Source organism: Microbacterium sp. NPDC056044, from assembly GCF_042267145.1.
Lineage (GTDB): Bacteria > Actinomycetota > Actinomycetes > Actinomycetales > Microbacteriaceae > Microbacterium.
This window is the reverse complement of record NZ_JBHJWZ010000002.1, coordinates 498,193-520,103: the sequence shown is the minus strand read 5'-3', so window position 1 is coordinate 520,103 and position 21,911 is coordinate 498,193. Positions and strand designations below refer to the sequence as shown.

Here is a 21,911-nt window from a genome sequence, read left to right as displayed (position 1 = left end):
CACAGCGGGGCGCAGCATCCGTTTCGATGACGGATGCTGCGCCCCGCTGTCATGCGTGAGGTCAGTCGCCGGGGCCGGCCGGCGTCGCGGCGGCGCGGTCGGCGTGGCCGAGCGCCCGGCCCGGGGCGATGCGGTCGCGCACGCGGCGCTTGAGGGCGACGATGTCGGGAAAGCCGCCGTCGACTCTGCGGGACCAGACGAGCTCGTCGTCGGCGTAGACCTCGAAGATCCCGCCGGTGCCCGGTTCGAGGGTCGCGCCACCGCCCATGAGCTCGTCCTGGAAGGTGGTGAGGAGCTCCTGGGCGACCCATGCCGCGCGGAGCATCCACGCGCACTGGGTGCAATAGACGACGCGGATGCGGTGGTTCATGCGCCCGTCCCGTCCGCCGCCAGGAACTCCGCGGCCGCATCGCGGAACGCCCGGGAGCCCGGGGCGTTGAAGTGGTGCCGCCCCGGGATCTCGAGGAACCGGCCGTGCGGCGCGGTCGCCGCGAGCGTGCGCGAGCGCTGCAGGATGGCGTCCTCGGAACCTGTCGCGAACAGCACCGGCTGGCGCGGCGGGCGTTCGGGATCGGGGTCGGCGTCGCCGAACCGCATGCCCTCGGCGAGCGCGATGAGGGCCCGCAGGTCGTTGTCGGGCACGCGCTCGGCGAGCGTCACGTAGTTCTGGGTGACCGGGTCCTCGACGGGTATGCCGCTCTCGGCATACGCCCGCGCCTGTTCGATGCGCAGCCGGCCGAGGGGGCGCCCGTCGGGGATGCCGCCGAGCACCGCGCGGCTCACGTGCTCCGGCGCGTCGACGGCGAGCTGCCAGCCGACACGGGCCCCCAGCGAGTAGCCGACGTAGCGCACGTCGTCGACGAGGTAGGTGTCGAGCACGGCGATGAGGTCGGCGACGAACGCACCCATCGAGTACGCCGCCGGGTCGGCGGGCTTGTCGCTCGCGCCGTGCCCGCGCTGATCGACGCCGATGACGCGGTAGCCCGCGCTCGTGAGCATGCGCACCCACCCGGTCTCGACCCAGTTGTCGCGGCAGCTGGACGCAAATCCGTGCACGCACAGCACCGTGTCGGCCTCGGGATCGCCCCAGGCGTACGTCGCGAGCTGATAGCCCTCCGCCGACATGATGAAGCTCGGCTGCGGCATCGCGGTGCGCAGGATCGGGGCCACGGCATCCATGTCGCCATTCTGCTCCTGCACCCCCGCGCCGACGGGCACTCACGCGTCGGACAGCGGTTCCCAGTCCTTTCCGCCCGGGCGGAAAGGACTGGCGGCTACCTCGCGTCGGGCCTGATGTCAACCGGGCTGAGTGTCGCGGGTGCTCCGCTTACGTTCAGGTCATGAGCACCGACAACCGCGACTACCGCACGACGGATCCGCGGACGACCGACGCGGAGCCGGGTCGCGATCGCGACCTCACCCGCGACCCGGATGCCGACCGCACGCGCCCGCTGGCCACCGATCCCCGTACCGACACCACCCGCGACATCGACGGCACCCGCCCGCTCACGCAGGAACGCCCGGTCCACGCCGACCGCGACGGTGTGCCCGACGTGCAGGAAGCACGCCGTGCCCGCGACATCGACAGCGTCTCCGAGCACCGCGAGGCGTCGCTGCGCGACGTCGTCGCGACTCGCGAGCGCGAGCGCTTCGGCGGCATCAAGTTCGGCAGCGCCTTCTTCGGCTGGCTCACCGCACTCGGCGCGCTCGTCGCGCTGACCGCCGTGGTCGCCGCGATCGGCGCCGCCACAGGCCTCACCTCACCCCAGGCGGTCGACGACGCCGCCGAGGCCGCGACGAGCAATCTCGGCACGGCGACCATCATCGGCGCGATCGCCATCGCCGTCGTGCTGTTCGTCGCGTACTTCGCCGGCGGCTACGTCGCCGGCCGCATGGCGCGGTTCAGCGGCGCGAAGCAGGGTTTCGCGGTGTGGCTGTGGGCGATCGTCATGGCGATCGTCGTCGCCGTGATCACGCTGATCGCGGGCAGCCAGTGGGACATCCTCGCGAACGTCGACATCTTCCCGCGCATCCCGGTGACCGCCGATACGGCCACGGTCACCGGCATCCTCACCGCCGTCGGCGCCGCGGTGATCACGCTCGTCGCGGCCGTCCTCGGCGGCATGGCGGGCATGAGCTACCACCGCCGTGTCGACCGCGTCGGCCTGGACGGCGTCGACCGCGTCGACACCGTCCGCTATTGAACCTCGCCCCCACGCAAGACCACGAGAGAAGGGGATCCGCCCATGGGTCTGGATGACGACATCAAGCACAATGCCGAAGACATGAAGGGCAAGGTGAAGGAGAAGGTCGGCGACGCGACCGACAACGAGAAGCTGCAGGCCGAGGGCGTGGCCGATCAGGCCAGCGCCAAGATGAAGAAGGCCGGCGACGACATCAAGGACGCGTTCACCGGCGACCGGTGATCTGCCGACGGCGACGCCCCGGGATCCCTGCGACCCGGGGCGTCGCCGTGCGCCGGGTCAGGCGACCGGCTGCTGCAGCTCGGTCACCCACGTGGACTGCGGGCCGTCGGCCTGGAGGTACACCTCGCGGCACGGGCCGTCGAACTCGGCGCCGTCGGCGGCGACCGCCTGCATGAACGCGCCCCACGCGTCGCCGATGCCGCTCATCTCGCCGCGATACGTCGTGACGGCGGCGCGCTCGGCCGCGGGAAGCTCGACGACCTGCCAGCCGTCGCCCGGCACCGGTTCGCCGCCGACGAGCCACGACACCCACACGCGCAGGTCGCCGCCGTCGAGCGGCTCGTACCAGAACGTCCCGGGCTCGAGGTACTCGACGCCAGCAGCCTCGAGGGCGTCGTGCAGCGGCGGCAGGATCTGGTCGACCACCCCGGAGACGTCCTGACTGCCCGCCGCGACGCCTGACGCCGCATAGACGGTGACAGGTTCGAGCCGGCGGTATTCGATGGCGGTCATCGTTGCTCTCCTTCGAGTTCGGGCGGCGATCGCATCTCGCCAGGTGCATCCTGACCCTGGGGTCGGACATCGACGTCGCGACACGATGGCGCCGTGCCCATTCTGAACAAGGACGTCGTCCTCCGCATCTCCCCTCCCGCCGCCCCTCTCGGCGCTGCTCGCCATCCTGTCGTCGTCGTTCCCGGGGCTGGATTCCGCCCCCGGGCCGCAGCATCCATCTCCCTCCTTCCGTGGCTCTCCTTGCCGAAACACGGGTCGGTCACGGCGACACGCCGGTGATGGATGCTGCGCCCCGGCGTGTTGCGTCACGGACCCGTGTTTCGGCACGAAAGCGCTCAGGATCACCCACTCTGTGCGTTACGGGGCGCCGCCGGCACCTGGCACAATGCGGAGGACGGGCGCCGCCGGGGGGCGGCGTCTGCGACGAAGGGAAGCGCATGGCGATCGACGGCACCCCCGGGGCGGGACTGACGAAGGAGCAGCTTGCCGAGGAGGTGACCCACCTCGCCACGCCGGACGTGCTCTCGACGCCGTTCGGCGACCTCGAGTTCTTCGACGGCGTGCCCAAGGCCGAATCCGTGCAGTCGATCTTCGACGCGCTCGACCTGCTGCGCGGGATCGACGCGTTCCTCACCGCGGTTCCCGGCGCCTCGCTCGTGGCGATGCGGCGCGGTCTGCGCTCGGCAGGCGTCGATGCGCCCGACAAGATCGGATACACCGACCCGCGGGCGAACTCGGGCAGCCTGTTCCTCACGCCCAACACCGAGACGACGTACGGCACGACGTTCCTCGACCTCAAGGCGTGGGGGCCGACGGTCATCGAGGCGCCGCCCGAGTCGCTCTGCGTCGTCGACGACTTCTGGTTCCGCTACGTCGCCGACATGGGCATCGCCGGCCCCGACAAGGGCGCGGGCGGCAAGTACCTCTTCCTCCCGCCCGGATACGACGGCGAGCGCCCCGAGGGGTACTTCACGTACGAGTCGCCGACCTTCACCAACTGGGTGGTGCTGCGCGCGCTGGGCGGCGTTCCGGCGATGAAGCAGACGCGGATCTACCCGCTCGCCGAAGCCGCTGCGCCCCGCGAGAACACGTTCCTGAACATCGCGTCCGTGCTGCAGAACACGGTGCACGCGAACGACTTCACGTTCTACGAGGAGATCGCGCAACTCGTCGCGGAGGAGCCGACGACGGCGCTCGACCCCGAGCGCGCCGGCACGCTCGCCTCGATCGGCCTGGTGCACGGCCGGCCGTTCACCCCCGACGAGCACCGGCGCGGCATCCTCGACGACGCCGCCCGCATCGGCGCCGCGATCGCGCGGACGCTGGTGTACAAGCCCCGCGATCCCGACGCCTTCTTCTGGGAAGGCTCGTCGTGGAAGAACGCGTTCGTCGGCGGCAGCTACGAATTCCTCCGGGGCGGCGCGCGCAACCTCGACGCCCGCACCGAGTTCCACTACTTCGCGACGGTGATCACCCCGGCGATGTCCCACGCGCAGGTCGGCGCAGGCTCCGCGTACGCGTACACCGCCGAGGACGGCGACGGTCACGTGCTCGACGGCTCGGCGACGTACTCGCTGCGCATCCCCGCCGACCCGCCCGCGAAGAACTTCTGGTCGATCGACCTCTACGACACGCAGACCCGGTCGCTCCTGCAGTCCACGGAGTACCCGGCGCTCTCGAGCCTCTCGGGATCGGTGCAGGCCGAAGACGACGGCTCGTACGTGCTGTGGTTCTCGCCGACCGCGCCCGAGGGCAAGGCATCCAACTGGATCCCGACCATCCCCGGCAAGTCGTGGTTCCCGATGGTGCGGCTCTACGGCCCGCTCGAGCCGTGGTTCGACAAGACCTGGCAGCTGCCCGAAGTCACGAAGGTGAGCTGACCCGCATGACCGACCTCGACTCCCTCGCCACCGAGTCGTACCTCTACGGATTCCCGCTCGTCTTCAACCTCGAGCAGGTGATCCGGTACACGACGACCGGTGTCGGGGCCAACGCGCAGGCGCCGTTCAACGCGTTCTCACATGCGCGCACCCTCGCGTCGGCCGCCGACACGTTCGTGTCGATCAACAACGACACCCTCTACTCGATCGCCCAGCTCGACCTCGGCGTCGGGCCGGTGCGGCTCTCGGTGCCGGCCTCCGACCGGTACTACGTGCTGCAGTTCGTCGACGCCTGGACCGACAACTTCGCCTACGTCGGCACGCGCGGCACGGGCAATGACGCCGGCGACTTCCTGATCGTCCCGCCCGGATGGGAGGGGGATGCTGCGGACCTGACCGTTATCCACGCCCCGACGCGCGTCGTGTCGATAGTGGGCAGGTGGTCGTGCTCGGGCGTCGACGACCTGCCAGCGGTGCACGCGCTGCAGGACGCCACGACGCTCGCGCCGCTCGACACGGAGGCGGTGGCCACCGGCGTTCCGGGTGTCGAGGTGCACGGCGACGCGGCGCTCGACTTCTGGGAGAAGTACCGCCTGTGGTCGCAGGCGTTCGCGCCGGCACCGCGCGACGAGGCGCTGCAGGCGTCGTTCGCGGCGCTCGGCCTCACCGGCGATACACCGGTCGGCGAGCTCGGCGACGAGCAGCAGGCCGCGCTGCGCGCCGGCTTCGAGGCCGGGAACGGCGCGATCACCCAGGCGATGGCCGGTGCCGCCGCCGGCGCGAAGCCGGGCACCTGGTCGAACACGGTGCACGTCTTCGACTACAACCTCGACTTCTTCGGGGTCGGCACGAAGGACGAGCCCGCCTGGAAGATCGCCGATCCGAAGCGACGCATCGTCGAGCGCGCCGTCGCCGCCCGCGCGGGGCTCTGGGGCAACCACGGCTACGAGGCCGCCTACGTCATGACGTTCCTCGACGCCGACGGGCAGCCGCTCAGCGGTGACCACGCGTACGAGGTGCGACTCTCGCCACCGCCGCCCGTCGACGCCTTCTGGTCGGTCACGATGTACGCGCTGCCGGAGTTCTACCTCGTCGCGAACGAGATCGACCGCTACTCGGTGGGCGACCGCACCCCCGGCATCGTCACCGACGCCGACGGCGGCCTCACGATCCGCATGAGCCGCACGCGGCCTTCGGAGACGGATGCTGCGGCCAACTGGCTGCCGACTCCCGAGGGCGCGTTCCGCCCGATCCTGCGCATGTACATGCCCGACGCCTCTGTGCTCGACGGCACCTACGCCCCGCCGCCGATCACCCGCCTCGACACGTGATCGACAGGATGCCGCGGCGCGGGCTCGTGCCGCGGCATCCGTGTCCCCTTGGTCGGCGCCGCGGTCAGCGGACGCGGCGTCCGTGGGCGAGGTCGATGAGGCGCTCGAGTACGTCGCCGCCGCCGCGCAGGCCGTTGTGCTCGTGCTCGCTCGTGATCCACGGCGTGACGCCGGGCAGGAGCCGTGCCGTCTCCATCGAGAACTCGAACGGCACGTACACGTCGTTGACGTACACGGCGGTGGCACCGCGTGCGTCGGACGCGGCGAGCGCGTCGGCGTCGTAGAGCGACGGCCACTCGAACTCCGCGAGCGCGAGGGTCACGTCGCGCCACGGCTGGAAGCCGGGCACCGTGTCGAGCCACTCCCGGCGCACGTGCTCGCCCGTGAAGAGCGTCGGGTCGTCGCGGAAGTCATCGGGCTCGGTGCGCTCGGCCGACCACCGGGTGGCGTGGCCGTCGGCGTAGCTCGACTCGTGGAACACGAAGTACAGCGGGTTGCGGGTGCCGAACGGCATCGCGGCCGCGAGATCGTGGCGGAAGGCGTTCGACCGCGGATCGCGTTCGAGCAGACCCCACACCGTCTGCCAGCCGTCGTTGAGACCGAGTGCCGAACCCACCGATCGCACCCGCGAGACCGACGCGACCTCCCCGCCGGGGAGCACGAGCTCGCCGTCGATCGCGAGATCGATCACGCGCCGCATCGCGTCGCGGTGGGCGGGGAAGCGGCGGTAGTACTTCTCGGACTCGTCGCGCATCTTGTCGTACGTGAGGGCGTAGACGTCGTCGGGGTGGCGTCCCACGGCGCTCAGGCCACCGGTGATGTAGACGTGCTCGAGGGACGCAGCATCCGTCGACAGATACGCCAGGGTGGTGAACCCGCCGAAGGACTGCCCCAGCACGCTCCACCGGTCGGCCCCGAGGTGCTGGCGGACGGCCTCGCAGTCGCGCACGATCGCGTCGGCCCGCAGGTGCGTGATGTACTCGGCGAGCTCGGAAGCGTCACGGGCGAGATCATCGTCGCCGATCGGGGTCGAGAGCCCGGTGCCGCGCTGGTCGAGCAGCACCACGCGGTAGTGCTCGAGCGCCGCGTCGAGCCACGACGGCCCCGACGGCGAGTGGAACGCGCGCGGCGCCTCGTGCCCCGGCCCGCCCTGCAGGAACACCAGGTACGGCAGCCTTTCGCCGCCCTCTCGCGTGACGACCGCCGCGTGGATGTCTATCGTGCGGGCGTCCGCCGGATCGCCCCACACCAGGGGGACCGTGAGGAAGTGGTCGTCGATGGTCAGATCCTGCATGCGGCGCGTCGTCACAGACATGGCAACGAGCCTAGGCGTGGCCCCCGACGTCGATCGTGGAACGGACCGTGACCGTGAAGTCGTCGACATTGCGCAGGTGGGAACGGATGCTGGACTCCGCGGCATTGGCGAGGAACGAGGCATCCGTCTCCGCAGCGGCGATGACGACCGCGTCGCCCTGGAGGCGGTGTCCGACTCAGCGGAGGCGGACGCGGTCGATGCGCTGGACTCCGTCGACGTGCTCGATCGCGTGCTCGGCGCGGTCGACGAGCTCGGGTTCGACACCGTCGAGCAGCCGGCGGCCGACGCTGCGCACCGTGCCGATCAGGAGCACGAAGATCGCGGCGGCGATGATGAGGCCGACGATGGGATCGGCGAGCGGGAAGCCGAGGAGCACGCCGATGCCGCCGAGCACGACCGCCAGCGACGTGAAGCCGTCGGTTCGCGCGTGGACGCCGTCGGCGACGAGCGCGGCCGAGCCGATGCGCTTGCCCACGCGGATGCGGTAGATCGCGACCGCCTCGTTGCCGGCGAACCCGATGACGCCCGCGGCGATGACCCAGCCGAGGTTGTCGAGGGGCTGTGGATGCAGGATGCGGTCGATCGCCTGCCACGCCGCGACGACCGCGGACAGCGCGACGACGAACACGATGAACAGTCCGGCGAGGTCTTCGGCGCGGCCGAGTCCGTAGGTGTAGCGCCGGGACGCCGCGCGACGGCCGAGCACGAACGCGATCCACAGCGGGACGGCGGTGAGCGCGTCGGAGAGGTTGTGCACGGTGTCGGCGAGGAGCGCGACCGACCCGCTGAAGGCCACGACGATCGCCTGCACCACCGTCGTCGCGAGCAGGATGACGAGGCTGATCTTCAGGGCGCGGACGCCGGCGGAATGCGCCTCCATCGCGTCGTCGATCGAGTCGGCGGCGTCGTGGGAGTGCGGCACGAACAGCTCGTGGAGCACGCCGCGGAACCCGCCGGGGTGGGAGTGTCCGTGGGCGCCGTGGGAGTGGTGGGCGTGGTGGGCGTGGTGCCGGTTCTCGTCGTGGGCGTGGTGCCCGGCGGTCTTCGCGTTCATTCCGCGGCCTTCTCGGTGTGGTGGTGGCGGGGCGTGCCGCCCAGCGAGTGCTCGGCCTGGTAGATCGCGTCGGCGACCAGGCGCGACGCGTGCTCGTTCTCGAGCCGGTAGAAGACCCGTTGACCTTCCTGGCGGGTCGAGACGATGCGGGCCAGCCGGAGCTTCGCGAGGTGCTGCGACACGGCCGCCGGGGACTTGTCGACGATGTCGGCGAGGTGATTCACCGAGAGTTCCCCCGAGTCCTGCAGCGCGAGGACGATCCGCACCCGGGTGGCGTCGGCGAGCATCGCGAAGACCTCGACCGCCAGTTCGACGAAGGGACTGTCGACCGCGTATCCGCATCGCTGCTTATCTGCACTCATACGCAGATATTACGACGTTCTCCTCCCGCGAGTCGCCGGACAGGCGGATCAGCCGGTCGCGAGGGCCGCCCACGCGCCTGCGGCGAGGAACACGGGTGCGCCGAGGATGCCGCACCAGAAGCTCCGCGCGACGTCATCCGACGGCGCGAACAGCGCCCACCCGGCGACGCCGATGAGGAGCACCGCCGGCACGAAGAGGAACGGCTGGTGCAGCGCCGGTGCGAGGACGACGAGGTCGAGGCCGACGAGTGCGAGGAGGGCAGGCGAGACGAAGTCGGACCATCCCGCGCGGACCGCGAGGATCGCGAGCACCACCGCGAACGCGAGCTCGACCCAGAACACGACGATGTAGAAGACGAATGCGGTCGTCCCCGGTTCGATCGCGGTCGGCGTCGCCCACTGGCGCGCGAGCAGAACGCTGCCGACCACCGCGAGCGCGAGCCCCGCGAGGCTCCCGATGCCGAGGGCCGCCCGCCACCACCAGCCTCGCGGAGGATGCTCCTGCGCCCACGCGGACCACACCAGCGCTGCAACCCCGAAGGCGGCCGCGATGAACGCGAGGTCCCGCGGGTAGACGCCCGTCATGGCCGCACTCTACTGAGGCCCGACCGCCCGCGCCGGGGCGCAGCATCCATTCCGGGTCCGTTGCCGGCGTCGAAACCGGGGATCCGCGCCGAAACCGAGGGCCACGCCCCCGGTCTCGTCGGAAACCCCCTGTCTCGGCGAACGCCGAGCCGGGTTGGCCCCGCACCGTCGCATCACACCGCGGAAGCGACCAACCGGCCCACTCGAGCGACGCGACGGGCACCCCGTCCCCGCCCCGGGCCGGATCAGCCGCGCGTGCGCCGCTTGTCGCGCGACGGCGCGAACCGGAACCGCCGCGCCCGCCGCGCCACGCCACCGCCCGACGAAGCGGTCGGCAGCACGATGGGCTGCGTGACGATGGCGTCGACGACCATCGAGCCGTCCGTCGGGCCGATGACCGGGATCGGGGTCGTGAGCGTCGCGACCATCGGCGTGATCGGCGCCTTGCCCAGCTGCCGGTGCGCGACGATGTACGCCGGAACCAGCACCACCACCGCGCCGAGCCACGCGAGCGGGTTGCTCGCCGCGACGCCGATGAAGCCGAACAAGCTGCCGAGCAGCACCGCCGCGCCGACGCGCATGACGAGTTCGATGACTCCGGTGACGGTCGGAATGAGCGTGTGGCCGAGGCCTTGCAGTGCCCCGCGGAGGACGAACAGGATCCCCAGGATCCAGTAGGTCGCGCCGTTGATCGCGAGCATCTGCGCGGCCATCTCGACCACGCCGCCAGAGCCCTCGTCGAGGAACAGCTGCACCGTCATCGCGCCGAACGCGATGAGCAGCGCGCCGAGCACGATGGCTGCGCCGACCGAGATCCACGTCGCCTCGATCACGCCGCGGCGGATGCGGTCGGGCCGGCCGCCGCCGTGGTTCTGCGCGACGAACATCGACACGGCGAGGCCGAGTGACTGCAGGAGCGCCACCGCGAGGCCGTCGACCCGCGATGCCGCGGTGTACGCGGCGACGGCGTCCGCGCCGAGCTCGTTAAGCGCGACCTGCACCGACAGGGTTCCGATCGCGATGATCGACGCCTGGAAGCCCATCGGCAGACCCAGGCGGAGGTGCTCCGCGAGTTCGGCCCGGCTCACACGCCAGTCGCTGCGGCGGACGTGGAGCACCGGCATCCGTCGCCGTACGAACTCCAGGCAGAGCAGCACCGAGATCGCCTGCGACACCACAGTGGCGAGCGCCGCGCCGCCGACGCCCCAGCCGAGCGGGCCGACCATGACGATCACGAGCGCGACGTTGAGCGCGCACGCGATCGTGAGGAACACGAGCGGCGTGCGCGAGTCGCCGATCGCGCGGATGATCGCCGACAGGTAGTTGAAGAACATCAGCGCGCCGGCGCCGAGGAAGCTGATCTGCGCGAAGACGATGGCGTCGTCCATGAGCTCGGCGGGCGTGCGCAGCAGCTCGAGCAGGGGCGCCGTGAGCAGCGGCGCGCCGACCGTGAGCAGCAGCGTGCAGATGGCCGTGAGGATCGTGCCCGCCGCGACCGAACGCCGCACCGCCGCATGGTCGCGCGCCCCGAACGCCTGAGCCGTCGGGATCGCGAATCCGGACGTGAGACCCCACGCGAAGCCGAGCAGCAGGAACAGCATGCTGCCCGTCGCGCCCACCGCGGCGAGCGCGTCGACGCCGAGATGGCGCCCCACGACGACGGCGTCGACGAAGTGGTACAGCTGCTGCACCACGTTGCCGATGAGCAGCGGGACGGAGAACAGGACGATGACGCGCCAAGGGCGGCCCGTCGTCAGAGCGGTGGTCATGAAGGCGGCTCTCGAACGAGAAGGCGAAAGAGGGGGACGGATGCTGCGCCCGCAGGCGACGGCGGATGCCGAGCGGCAACGACCCAGTGTATCGAATCGATTCGGGGGGACCATCCCCATGTCAACTTCTTGCGCAAACCCGGAGCTTTCGACGACCCTGCCGAGCTCATCAGCCTCGAGATCGCAGAGCGGTTCCCAACCGGAGCCGATATCGACGAGGCGTGGGACGTGCCCGTCGAGAGCCTCGCTGCCGCAGTCCGGTGACGAGCACACCGCCGACGAGGAGCAGGCCGCCGATGATCTCTGCGGGCGTGGGGATCTGGCCTAGCAGCAGCGCGGCCGATGCCATCGCGACGACCGGTGCCAGCAGCACCCACGGCACCACCGCGGCGGACGGGTTTCGAGCGAGCAGGCCGTTCCAGATCGAGTAGCCGATGATCGTGCACAGCACCGCGGTGTAGAGCGTCGACAGAGCCGCCTGCCACCCGAACGTGGCGAGGCCCGACGCGATCACCTCTGGACCCTCGACCACGAACGACAGCATCAGGGCGGGGGCGGGGACCACCAGCGCCGACCACACGGTGAGTGACAGCGAACCGAGTCGACCAGGTCCGCTGACGGCCCCGGCGCGGCGCGAGATCACATTGCCGATGCCCCACGAGAACGCCGCGGCGAACGCCAGCATCACCGCGAGCGCGGGGGCGTCGCCGCTGCGGCCGGCCGCGACGATGGCGAGCCCGACCACGCCGAGTGCGACGCCGGCGATCTGGGCCGCCGTCGGGCGCTCACGCAGCACGGCGGCGGCGATGAGGATCGTGAACACCGCCTGGGCCTGCAGCACGAGCGCGGCGAGCCCGGGTTGGAGCCCCAGCGCCATCGACGTATACAGCAGGCCGAACTGCCCGAGGCTCATGAACAGGCCCACGCCGACGACGGTGCGCCAGGAGGCGCGCGGCCTCGGGACGACGACGATCGCAGAAGCGACCACCAGGAACCGGATCGCGACGAACAGCAGGGGTGGTACGCCCGCCATGCCCCAGTCGATCACGACGAAGTTGAAACCCCAGAGCGATGCGACTGTCGCCGCCAGCACCATGTCGCGTCTCTTCACGCGTTCCACTTCACCGGATCCTTCAATGAAGTACCAGCGATGCTTTTCTCACGAAACCATGTAGCGTTGATTCATGATCGACCTCGAAGCGGTGCTCTCCCTTCGCGCGGTCGCCACGCAGGGCAGCGTGGTCGCCGCCGCGACGAGCCTGGGCTACACTCCGTCCGCCGTGTCGCAGCAGGTCAAGCGCCTCGAGCGCGAGACCGGCATCGCCCTGCTCGAGCGCGCCGGTCGTGGGGTCGTCCTCACCGAGGCGGGCACCCGACTCGTCGTCGCCTCGACGCCGATCCTCGCCGACCTCGAGCGCCTCCGTGCCGACCTCCAGCTCGCTGCCGGCGACGACGACCGCGTCAGCGGCGAGATTCGGCTCGCCGCGTTCTCGACCGTGGTGCGCGGATTGGTCGTCCCGGTGCTGAACGACCTGGCGGCGCAGCATCCCGACCTCTCCGTGCCGTTACGCGAGAGCGAGCCGTGGGAGACGATCGCGCTCGTCGCCTCGGGCCAGCGCGACCTCGGCATCGTGCACCGCTGGGGCGGGGTCGCCCTCGCGATGCCCGACCACCTGATCACGACGCCGCTGTTCACGGACGTCGCCGACGTCATCCTGCACCGTGACCACCCGCTCGCCGGTCGTGCAGAACTCCGCCCCGACGAGCTGGCGGGCGAGAGGTGGGTCGCGACGTTCGAGGCGACGATCTGCCGGCAGTGGCTGCGGCGGCTGTTCGACGGCGTCTCCAACGCCCCCCGCATCGTGCACGAGTCCATGGAGTTCCAGAACCACCTCGAACTCGCCCGCGCGGGCCACGCCGTCGCGCTCGTGCCGCGCCTCGGCCGGGGCGACCTCGGACCCGACCTCGTCGCGATCCCGACTATCGAGCCCGCCTCGACGCGCGACGTGCTCGCGGTCCACCGACGTTCGCAGGAGGACTCCCCCGCGCTGCGCACGACCCTGGACGCTTTCGTGGAGCGCGCGCAGACGATGTGAGAGACGGATGCTGCGGCCGCAGCATCCGTCTTCCGCTCCGGTATGCCCGGGTCAGGCGCCAGGCGGGCCGTCGAGCACCGTGGGGACGTACTCGAGCAGCTGGATGCGTCCGTCGAACGTGCGCGCCTCGACGAGGTCGAGCCGCACGTCGGGGTAGCCGTCGAAGATGCGGTCCTGTCCGGTCGCTCCCGTGATGACCGGGAACACGCCGACGCGGTAGCGGTCGACGAGCCCGGCGGTGAGCAGCGACCGGCAGAGCGCGACGCTGCCGAGGGTGCGCAGGGGCCGGTCGGACTCCTGCTTGAGACGGCGGACGAACGCGATCGCGTCCTCGCGGACGAGCGTCGAGTTCTCCCACGTGAGGGGATCCTCGAGCGTCGACGAGAAGACGTACTTCTGCACTCCGCCGAGCATGTCGGTGCCCTCTTCGCCGCCCGCGGTGAGCTCCGACATCAGGCGGTACGTCGTCGCGCCCATGAGCAGCGGGTCGTCCTTGTCGGGCGAATCGGCGAGCCAGCCGAGATACTCGGGGCCTTCCATGCCCCAGAAGCCGGGCCACCCCTCCGCGGCGCCGTAGCCGTCGAGCGAGATGATGAAGTCGACCGTCAGGGTCTGCATGGGACTCTCCTTCGTGTCCGGTTCTGCGCGTGCGCGCGTGACTCGTTCTCGAACGGATGCTGCGTGCCCGACACTATGCGCCGGCGCGAGCTTGCGGAACCCGTCGCGGAATCGCGAACGGTCTGACATGATTCCTCCAACCGCGGAGGGACGCAGCATGAAGCGGTCACGAGAGGGCTCGGCAGAGGACTCGCCCCTGCCGCCTTACCGGCGCACACTCGCCGGGGTGCTCGGCGGCCTCGTGGGACTTGTGGTGCTCAGCGTCATCGCCGGCGTGCTGGTGGTCGCGCCCCTCGCCCCGGCCATCGCGATCTCGGGGCACGCGGCCAGCTCAGCGGTGTCGATGTTCGACAGCATGCCGAGCTACCTCGAGATCGACCGGCTGATGCTGCCGACCACGATCTACGCGCGCGACCCCGGCAGCGGGCAGGAGGTCGAGCTGACCTCGTTCTACGACCAGAACCGCGAGCCCGTCGAGTTCGACCAGGTCTCGCTCGTCATGTACGACGCGATCCTGGCCTCGGAGGACCCCCGCTACTACGAGCACGGCGGCGTCGACATCCTCGGGACGACCCGCGCGCTCATCAAGAACGCGCAGGGCGGGCAGACGCAGGGCGGCTCGTCGATCAGCCAGCAGTACGTGAAGAACGTGCTGGTGCAGCGGTGCGAACGGGACGCGGGGACGGAGTACGAGACCGACAAGGCGGGCAAGACGGTCCTCGACGAGAACGGCGACCCCGTCGTGAAGCTGACGCGCGACCAGGTGCTGCAGAAGTGCTGGGAGGACGCGACCCAGGCCGACGGCGTCGAGGGCTACGAGCGCAAGCTGCAGGAGATCCGCTTCGCCGTGCAGCTCGAGCAGAAGTACTCGAAGAACGACATCCTGCTGGGGTACCTGAACATCGCGAACTTCGGCGGCACGACCTACGGCATCGAGGCCGCGGCCCGCTACTACTTCAGCACGACGGCGGCGAACCTCACGCTGACACAGGCGGCGACGCTCGCGGGCATCGTGCAGAACCCCAACACGTTCCGCATCGACCGGGCGGGCGGCTCGATCTTCGGCGCCGACGGGGCCACGTACAACAAGGCCGCCGACGGCTCGGTCGACGACGTCACCCCCGGCACCCTCGCCGGTCTCGACACCCTCCTGGCCGCCGGCACGATCACCCCGGAGCAGTACCTCGCGGCGGGCGACCCCTACAGCGCCACCAAAGGCCGGCAGCTCTACGTGCTCGACCGCATGCGCGAGGACGGCCGCATCACGCAGGACCAGTACGTCGCCGCGGCGATCGAGCCCATCGCGCCGGCACTGCAGCCGCCGCCCACGCGGTGCGGGGCCAGCGCGGCGCCCTTCTTCTGCCAGTACGTGGTGAACACGGTGCAGCAGGACCCCGACTACGCGAGCGCGTTCGGCGAAACCGCAGAGGAACGGCAGCGCTCACTCACGCGCGAGGGCCTGAACATCTACACCACGCTCGACTGGAACCTGCAGAACGCGTCGCAGGACGCGATGCACCGCTACGCACCCGAGACCGTCGCGGGCATGTTCTTCGGGTCGGCGTCGGTCAGCATCGAGGTCAACACCGGGCGCATCCTCGCGATCAGCCAGAACAACAGGTTCACCGAGGACCGCGACCTCGCCCTCACCGACCCCGCGTACAGTTCGCTCGTCTACGCGGGCGACATGATGCACGGGGTGTCGACGGGCTTTCCGACCGGGTCGACGTTCAAGCTCTTCACCCTCGTCGACTGGCTCGAGACCGGGCACACCCTCTCCGACACCGTCAACGGCACGCTGCGGGCCATCCCGCGCCTGCGCGACCATTGCGCCGGCACGTGGGTCAATCGCGAGAACCACGTCGTGCGCAACTTCGGCGGGGTTCCCGGGTATGTGGGAACGCCCCTGCAGTTCACGGCGCAGTCGCTCAACAGCGGCTTCCTCGGCATGGCCGAGCAGCTCGACCTGTGCGACATCGAGAACGTCGCGGCCCGCATGGGCGTCACGCGCGGCGACGGCAGCCCCGTGAACATCGACGGTGCGGCAGCGATCATCGGCACCAACAACATCGCCCCCGTCGCCATGGCCGGGGCGTTCGCGACCGTCGCGAACGGCGGCGTCTACTGCAAGCCGCGGGTGATCGAGCGCGTCGTCAACTCCGACGGCACCGAGCTGCCCGTCCCGGGCGACCGCTGCGCGCAGTCGATCAGCCCCGAAGTGGCGGCCGCGACGGCGTTCGCCCTGCAGGGCGTCATGCGCCCCGGCGGCACCGGATCGGGCGGCAACCCCAACGACGGCACGCCACTGCTGGGCAAGACGGGGACGCACGAGAACCTCCAGACGTGGCTCGTCGAGTCGAGCACCCGCGTGACCACGGCGGTGTGGGTCGGGAACACGTTCGGCTACGGCGACGTGTTCCGGTCGTTCCACGACGGCCGCGCACTGTCGACGATCCGCCTGCCGATGACCCGCGACATCCAGGCGGCCGCCAACTCGCTCTACGGCGGCGGCGGCTTCCCCGCTCCTCCCGCCGACCTGGTGCGCCGTGCGGCTCCGCCGCCGCGCCCGGATCCCGCTCCGGCGCCCGCCCCGGTGCAGCCCGGTCCGGCCCAAGCCCCGGAGGGGAACGGTTGACCTGCATCACCGATTCTCGACAGACGATTATCGATTAGTGTAACCTCGCGCTCGTTCCGACACGTTGCGCTGAGATGCGTGCGCGCCGGACCAACCCATGCACGAGCACCGCGATGCCGCGGTCACTCACAGAAGGGCTGGAACCTCGCGATGAAGCGATTCTTGTCAGTACTCGCGCTCGTGGGCACGCTGGTCGCCGGAACGGCGACCGCTGCCTACGCTGCGCCCGACATACAGTCGGCCTCGGTGGAGCTCTACGTCGCCACCGACGGCGATGACGGCGCCGACGGCACGATCGACGCACCGCTGCGCACCCTCGAAGGCGCTCGGGACGCCATCCGCACGCTCAAGGCCTCGAGCGGCCTGCCCGACGGCGGCGTGACGGTGTCGCTTCGCGGCGGCACCTACTCCCGGACGGCGGCGTTCGAGCTCGGCGCCGGCGATTCCGGCACGGCGGAGGCACCCATCGTCTACCGCTCGTACCCCGGCGAGACGGTCACCCTGACCGGCGGCGTTCAGCTCGACGGGGAGGGATTCAAGGCCGTCGCCGACGAGGCCGTCCTGTCGCGCATCGTCGACCCGTCAGCGCGCGGCAAGGTGATCGCGATCGACCTCGCCGCGGCCGGAATCACCGACTACGGCCAGCTGAGCCGGCACGGCTACTGGAAGGCGAACGACGTCAGCACCGTACCGCCGATGGAGCTCTACGTCGGCGGCGAGGGGATGACGCTCGCCCGCTGGCCGAACGGCGACGGCACCGTGCAGATGGACGAGATCCTCGACGTCGGGCCGACCCGCAAGGACGCCGACCTGCAGGAGCGAGGCGGCACCTTCAGCTACACCTACGACCGCCCGAAGCACTGGACGCAGGCCGACGACATCTGGCTCGACGGCATCTTCGGCTACAGCTGGGAGTGGTCGTACAACAAGATCGAGTCGATCGACCCCGAGGCGAAGACGATCACGCTGCGCTACGGCGAGATGTCGGGCCTCATGAAGACGTGGTTCGAGGACTTCCACTTCGCGGAGAACCTGCTCGAGGAGCTCGACGCGCCCGGCGAGTACTACATCGACCGCGAGACCGGGAAGCTGTATCTCCTCCCGAACCAGGCATTCCTCAGCGGCGCCGACGCCACCGTCACGATGCTCAAGGAGCCGATGCTCCGCACCGACGGCACGTCGCACGTCTCGTTCCAGGAGCTGGTGCTCGAGTACGGGCGGGCCAACGCTGCCGTGATCCTCGGCGGCAGCCACGTCACGATCGAGAACAGCGACATCCGCAACTTCGCCGACGGCGGCGTGCTCATCAACTCCCCGGGCCGCTACACCTACGACGGCATCCCGGTGAACCGCGGCGGACGCGACCACGCCGTGATCGACTCGCACCTGCGCCACATCGGCGGCGTTCCGGTCGTGCTGCAGGGCGGAGACAAGACCACGCTCGAGCCGGGCCGCAACCGCGTGGAGAACTCGCACATCCACGACTTCGCGTACTACCACAAGGCCTACAACCCGGGCATCATGTTCGACGGCGTCGGCAACATCGGCCGCAACAACGAGATCCACGACGCCCCGCACCCGGGCATCATCGTGCACGGCAACGACCACCTCATCGAACGCAACGACATCTACGACGTCTGCAAGACGTTCCAGGACCTCGGCGCGATCTACATGAACGCGGGCGCCACGCCGCAGCAGCGCGGCACCCTGATCCGGCAGAACTACTTCCACGACACCGGGATCGGACGCCTCGGCGTCGAGGGCATCTACCCCGACAACCTCACGATGGGGCTCACGATCGAGGAGAACGTCTTCTACCGGATGGGAAACGCCGCGATCAAGAGCGGCTCGGGCGACCGCATCACGACGCGCAACAACGTGTTCGTCGACGCTCACGTGCCGTACGACAACTACGAGATGTGGATGGGCGACCAGCCGGGCAACACCGTCGACACGTCGTACATGCCGGGCTGGGTGAAGCTGTTCGAGGAGAACGACGGCTTCGTCGGCACCCCCTACGCCGAGAAGTACCCCGAGCTGCTGACGTTCATGGACGAGAACCACTACTTCCCGGCGCACAACATCTTCGAGCGCAATGTCACCTGGAACCCGACGCTCGCGCGCTCGGGCCAGGTCAACGCGCAGGGTGCCCGCGACGTGAAGAACCTCATGAACTACGCCGACAACTGGGTGGCGGGTGAGGACCCCGGGTTCGTGGACTGGCAGGCGGGCGACTTCCGGCTGCGCGAGGGCGCCCCGGTGCTCGATCGCATCCCGGGCTTCGCGGCGATCCCGTTCGAGCTCATCGGCACGCAGGGCAAGGTCGGCCTGCCGCACGGGCCGGACTCGATCGCCCTCGAGAGCGTGCACCTGCCGGCGGAGCAGCTCACCGTCGATCTCGGCAAGACGGTGTCGTTCGGCGCCGAGATCGTGCCGTGGAACGCCTCGAACGGCGCGGTCGACTACACGTCGAGCGACCCGTCGATCGCGAGCATCGACGCATCCGGGAAGATCACGGCCCTGATGCCCGGCGAGACGGTGATCACCGTCACGTCACGGGCGGATGCCGCGATCACCGATCAGGCCGTCGTCGTGGTCGCCGACGGCGACGGGATCATGCATGCGACCGACTTCCAGTCGGGCGCGAACGGCTGGCCCGTCGACCCGAACCGCGCCATCGTCGAGGACGCCGACGGCGAGCGCTGGTACCGGATCAAGGGCGGGGCGAACTCGCAGCTGCCGCGGAACTTCACGGACTACGTGCTCGACTTCCAGGTGCGCACGCCCGCGGTCGTTCCCGAGGGCGGGATCATGCTGATCTACGACCGGACCGGGCCCACCCCCGGCGGGTACGTCCGCTACCGGCACACCGAGGCCGCACCGACCTGGACGGTCTACGGCCCCCAGTGGCAGACCCTCAAGGAGGTGAAGCTGCCGGCCGGCTCCGGCTTCGAGCCGGACACCGTGTACGACGTGCGGATCGTGGTCAAGGGATCGGGCGTGCAGGTGAGCGTCGACGGCGAGACGGTGATCGAAGGTCCGAACCCTTCGGCGACCGGCTCCGGCAAGGTCGGGTTCTACGTCGAGAAGTTCACGGCGCTTGATTTCGACGACGTGCGGTTCTCGATCGTGCCGACCGCGGTGACCGGCATCGAGGTCTCGCCCGCGCAGGCCACGGTCGAGCCGGGTGAGCGGGTGAAGCTCGCGCTGTCGGTGACGCCGTCGGACGCGACGAACCCGCGGGTCACGTGGACGTCCGACGACCCCGAGGTCGCAACCGTCGACGAGGCCGGCATCGTGACCGCCCTCGCAGCCGGACAGGCGACCATCACGGCGACGTCGCAGGCCGACACCGGGATCTCTGCGACGTCGACCATCGAGGTGCGGGAGACGCAGCATCCGTCCATCGATCTCGTCGGAGAGCTCATGAGCCCTGAGGGTTGGCCGCAGTCGGATGCGGTCGACTTCGACGAAGGCACGCTGCGCATCGACGGCGAGGGCGTGTACGGGTACTCGGGCGGCACGTTCGGGAGCGGGCTGTTGAAGTTCCGGGCCAGCGTCGACGCGTTCGACGGCGGCTGGTACGGCTTCGCGGTGCGATCCGACCGGGCCGGCGACCCCACCTGGGTGAACGGCAACAAGGGATACCTCGTGGTGATCAAGGAGGACACGATCGAGTTCCAGAGCTGGAAGCCCCAGCAGACGATGCTCGACGTGATCCCGAACACTGCGATCAAGGCCGGTGAGGATCACGAACTCGAGTTCGGCGCGGTCGCGGTCGACGGAGGCACACGGCTCGTGCTGCGTGTCGACGGGCGCACCGTGTGGAGCGGCCTGGATGCCGGCGCCTCGAACCCGATCACCGGCGACGGCTACCTGAACGTCTACCACTACGTCGAACAGAACGCGCTGCGGCTGCAGCCCGTCGCGATCGACGACGGCGCGACGGTCGCCCCGGGCAGAGGCACCCTGTCGAACACCAGCGGGTGGGAGACCGGTCTGCACGACGGCACGTACGACGTGATGATGAACCTCTGGTGGGGAACGCCGGGGAGCGTGTTCCGGCTCTACGAGAACGGCGCTCTGGTCGCGACCAAGGCGCTGTCCCCGACGGAGGGGATGTCGCAGGCGACGGGCGTCTCGTTCGAAGGCAGGCCGAACGGCACCTACGTGTACACGGGCGAGCTCGTGAACTCGAAGGGCGTCACGGCGACGACATCGACCACGGTGAAGGTGGTCCACGCGGCGCCGGGCACTCCGGTGGTGTCGCACGACGACCATGACCGGGACGGCACGTTCACCGCGACGGCGAACCTGTGGTGGGGCACCAACGCCACCTCCTACCGGATCGAGCTCGACGGCGCGGTCGTCGGCAGCGGCGACCTGGTCGCGGCGACTCCCGGCGCGCAGTCCGCGTCGGTGCAGCTGACCGGCGTCGCCGCGGGCGAGCACACGCTCGTCGCCGTGTTCGCGAATGCGAACGGTGAGACGGCCTCGAAGCCGGTGAAGCTCACGGTCCGGTAGGTCGGGTCTCTCCGGTCGAAGGGGAGGGTGCGCTCGGAGCGTGCCCTCCCCTTCCTGCGTCTTACGTGCCGGTGGCGGTGTCGTAGAACTCCCAGTTCCCCTCGGAGATCACCTCGACGGCACCGTCGACGACCGAGATCGCGGTCTGCTCGTCGATCGCGTACGACGGGCCGGGGATCCTGGTCGCCCAGCGGCGCGCGCTCTCGGTCGTGTTCGACGACCAGCCCGGGTAATCGAGGTGCGGGAAGATCGAGAAGTCGACGACGCCGAGCGTCTCGTCGGTGCCGTCGGGTCGCCAGTCGACGAACTCCCGCCCGATGCGCGGCGTCATCACCATGCTCCCCGCGCTCACGCCGACCCACACGGTGTCGGCGAGCGACGGGAGCAGGTCGGCGAGCCCGGACTCGCGCATCCAGTGGGCCAGGTAGACGGCCTCTCCGCCGTCGACGAGCAGGACGTCGGCGTCGCGCACCCACGGCACCCAGCGATCGTCGCCGATCGTCGACAGCGCGGTGAGTTCGAGGACCCCGACCGACCTCCATCCCAGGTCGACGAGACCGGTCTCGCCGTCCCATCGGCCGGCGACGGTGCGCCAGACGGTCTCGGGCGAGCACATCGGCTGCCCCCATTGCGCCGTGGGGATCAGGAGTGCGCGGGACTCCTCGATCGGCTTGCCGAGCATGCCGACCAGCGAGGAACGGATGCTGTCGTTCGTGACTCCGCCGGAGGTCAGGAGCAGTTTCATGCCGAGAGCCTACTGACGTCGTCCCCGGAGCGCGGCCCGATCATGAGACCTGAGAGGA

Annotated in this window: 18 protein-coding genes; 7 read left to right on the top strand and 11 right to left on the bottom strand. The window is 70.1% G+C overall.

The window, feature by feature from the left end:
• Window positions 1-61 precede the first annotated feature (61 nt).
• Together ACFC1I_RS07435 and ACFC1I_RS07430 are read right to left on the bottom strand one after the other, a co-directional pair.
• Window positions 62-370, bottom strand: a complete 309-nt coding sequence (locus ACFC1I_RS07435) for a SelT/SelW/SelH family protein (RefSeq protein ID WP_376007525.1) — start codon at window positions 368-370, stop codon at window positions 62-64.
• Window positions 367-1,179, bottom strand: a complete 813-nt coding sequence (locus ACFC1I_RS07430; RefSeq protein ID WP_376007523.1) for an alpha/beta fold hydrolase — start codon at window positions 1,177-1,179, stop codon at window positions 367-369. The genes ACFC1I_RS07435 and ACFC1I_RS07430 overlap by 4 nt, the downstream gene beginning before the upstream one ends.
• 161 nt (window positions 1,180-1,340) lie before the next feature.
• Here ACFC1I_RS07430 and ACFC1I_RS07425 point away from each other — a divergent pair, with 161 nt between their 5' ends.
• A complete protein-coding gene (locus ACFC1I_RS07425) occupies window positions 1,341-2,204 on the top strand; it encodes a hypothetical protein (protein WP_376007521.1) in 864 nt (287 codons plus the stop codon).
• Between the two features lie 42 nt (window positions 2,205-2,246).
• Entirely contained in the window at window positions 2,247-2,426 is a 180-nt protein-coding gene (locus ACFC1I_RS07420; RefSeq protein WP_045301863.1) for a CsbD family protein, read from the top strand.
• 57 nt (window positions 2,427-2,483) lie between these two features.
• Here ACFC1I_RS07420 and ACFC1I_RS07415 read toward each other — a convergent pair whose 3' ends face one another.
• Window positions 2,484-2,939, bottom strand: coding sequence for a GyrI-like domain-containing protein (locus tag ACFC1I_RS07415; RefSeq protein ID WP_376007519.1), 456 nt, complete (start codon window positions 2,937-2,939; stop codon window positions 2,484-2,486).
• Between the two features lie 437 nt (window positions 2,940-3,376).
• On the opposite strand from ACFC1I_RS07415, the gene ACFC1I_RS07410 reads away from it, so the two are divergent.
• On the top strand, window positions 3,377-4,819 hold the full coding sequence (locus ACFC1I_RS07410) for a DUF1254 domain-containing protein (RefSeq protein ID WP_376007517.1): 1,443 nt from the start codon (window positions 3,377-3,379) through the stop codon (window positions 4,817-4,819).
• Window positions 4,820-4,824: 5 nt separating this feature from the next.
• Window positions 4,825-6,150 (top strand): DUF1254 domain-containing protein, encoded by a 1,326-nt coding sequence (locus ACFC1I_RS07405; protein WP_376007515.1) that lies wholly within the window; start codon window positions 4,825-4,827, stop codon window positions 6,148-6,150.
• Window positions 6,151-6,214: 64 nt separating this feature from the next.
• Here ACFC1I_RS07405 and ACFC1I_RS07400 read toward each other — a convergent pair whose 3' ends face one another.
• From ACFC1I_RS07400 to ACFC1I_RS07375, 6 genes are all read right to left on the bottom strand, one after another.
• Window positions 6,215-7,465: an alpha/beta fold hydrolase gene (locus ACFC1I_RS07400; protein ID WP_376007513.1), complete on the bottom strand. Its 1,251-nt coding sequence runs from the start codon at window positions 7,463-7,465 to the stop codon at window positions 6,215-6,217.
• 175 nt (window positions 7,466-7,640) lie between these two features.
• On the bottom strand, window positions 7,641-8,519 hold the full coding sequence (locus ACFC1I_RS07395; protein ID WP_376007511.1) for a cation diffusion facilitator family transporter: 879 nt from the start codon (window positions 8,517-8,519) through the stop codon (window positions 7,641-7,643).
• Complete coding sequence (locus tag ACFC1I_RS07390) at window positions 8,516-8,881, bottom strand: ArsR/SmtB family transcription factor (RefSeq protein WP_376007509.1); 366 nt, start codon at window positions 8,879-8,881, stop codon at window positions 8,516-8,518. The genes ACFC1I_RS07395 and ACFC1I_RS07390 overlap by 4 nt, the downstream gene beginning before the upstream one ends.
• Before the next feature lie 48 nt (window positions 8,882-8,929).
• Entirely contained in the window at window positions 8,930-9,466 is a 537-nt protein-coding gene (locus tag ACFC1I_RS07385; RefSeq protein WP_376007507.1) for a hypothetical protein, read from the bottom strand.
• A gap of 245 nt (window positions 9,467-9,711) precedes the next feature.
• On the bottom strand, window positions 9,712-11,235 hold the full coding sequence (locus ACFC1I_RS07380; RefSeq protein ID WP_376007505.1) for an MATE family efflux transporter: 1,524 nt from the start codon (window positions 11,233-11,235) through the stop codon (window positions 9,712-9,714).
• Window positions 11,236-11,404: 169 nt separating this feature from the next.
• Window positions 11,405-12,346: an EamA family transporter gene (locus tag ACFC1I_RS07375; protein WP_376007503.1), complete on the bottom strand. Its 942-nt coding sequence runs from the start codon at window positions 12,344-12,346 to the stop codon at window positions 11,405-11,407.
• 73 nt (window positions 12,347-12,419) lie between these two features.
• Here ACFC1I_RS07375 and ACFC1I_RS07370 point away from each other — a divergent pair, with 73 nt between their 5' ends.
• Entirely contained in the window at window positions 12,420-13,331 is a 912-nt protein-coding gene (locus tag ACFC1I_RS07370) for a LysR family transcriptional regulator (RefSeq protein ID WP_376007501.1), read from the top strand.
• 51 nt (window positions 13,332-13,382) lie between these two features.
• On the opposite strand, the gene ACFC1I_RS07365 is transcribed toward ACFC1I_RS07370, so the two are convergent.
• Entirely contained in the window at window positions 13,383-13,949 is a 567-nt protein-coding gene (locus ACFC1I_RS07365) for a dihydrofolate reductase family protein (protein ID WP_376007499.1), read from the bottom strand.
• 157 nt (window positions 13,950-14,106) lie between these two features.
• Here ACFC1I_RS07365 and ACFC1I_RS07360 point away from each other — a divergent pair, with 157 nt between their 5' ends.
• Together ACFC1I_RS07360 and ACFC1I_RS07355 are read left to right on the top strand one after the other, a co-directional pair.
• Window positions 14,107-16,584 carry a transglycosylase domain-containing protein gene (locus ACFC1I_RS07360; protein ID WP_376007497.1) on the top strand — a complete coding sequence of 826 codons (2,478 nt, stop codon included), beginning with the start codon at window positions 14,107-14,109 and terminating at the stop codon, window positions 16,582-16,584.
• Between the two features lie 150 nt (window positions 16,585-16,734).
• Window positions 16,735-21,108 carry an Ig-like domain-containing protein gene (locus ACFC1I_RS07355; protein WP_376007495.1) on the top strand — a complete coding sequence of 1,458 codons (4,374 nt, stop codon included), beginning with the start codon at window positions 16,735-16,737 and terminating at the stop codon, window positions 21,106-21,108.
• 61 nt (window positions 21,109-21,169) lie between these two features.
• Here the strand turns inward: ACFC1I_RS07355 and ACFC1I_RS07350 are convergent, their stop codons facing one another.
• The gene (locus tag ACFC1I_RS07350; RefSeq protein ID WP_376007493.1) at window positions 21,170-21,853 is read right to left on the bottom strand and encodes a Type 1 glutamine amidotransferase-like domain-containing protein; all 684 of its coding nucleotides are present in this window, start codon (window positions 21,851-21,853) and stop codon (window positions 21,170-21,172) included.
• Window positions 21,854-21,911: the final 58 nt, after the last annotated feature.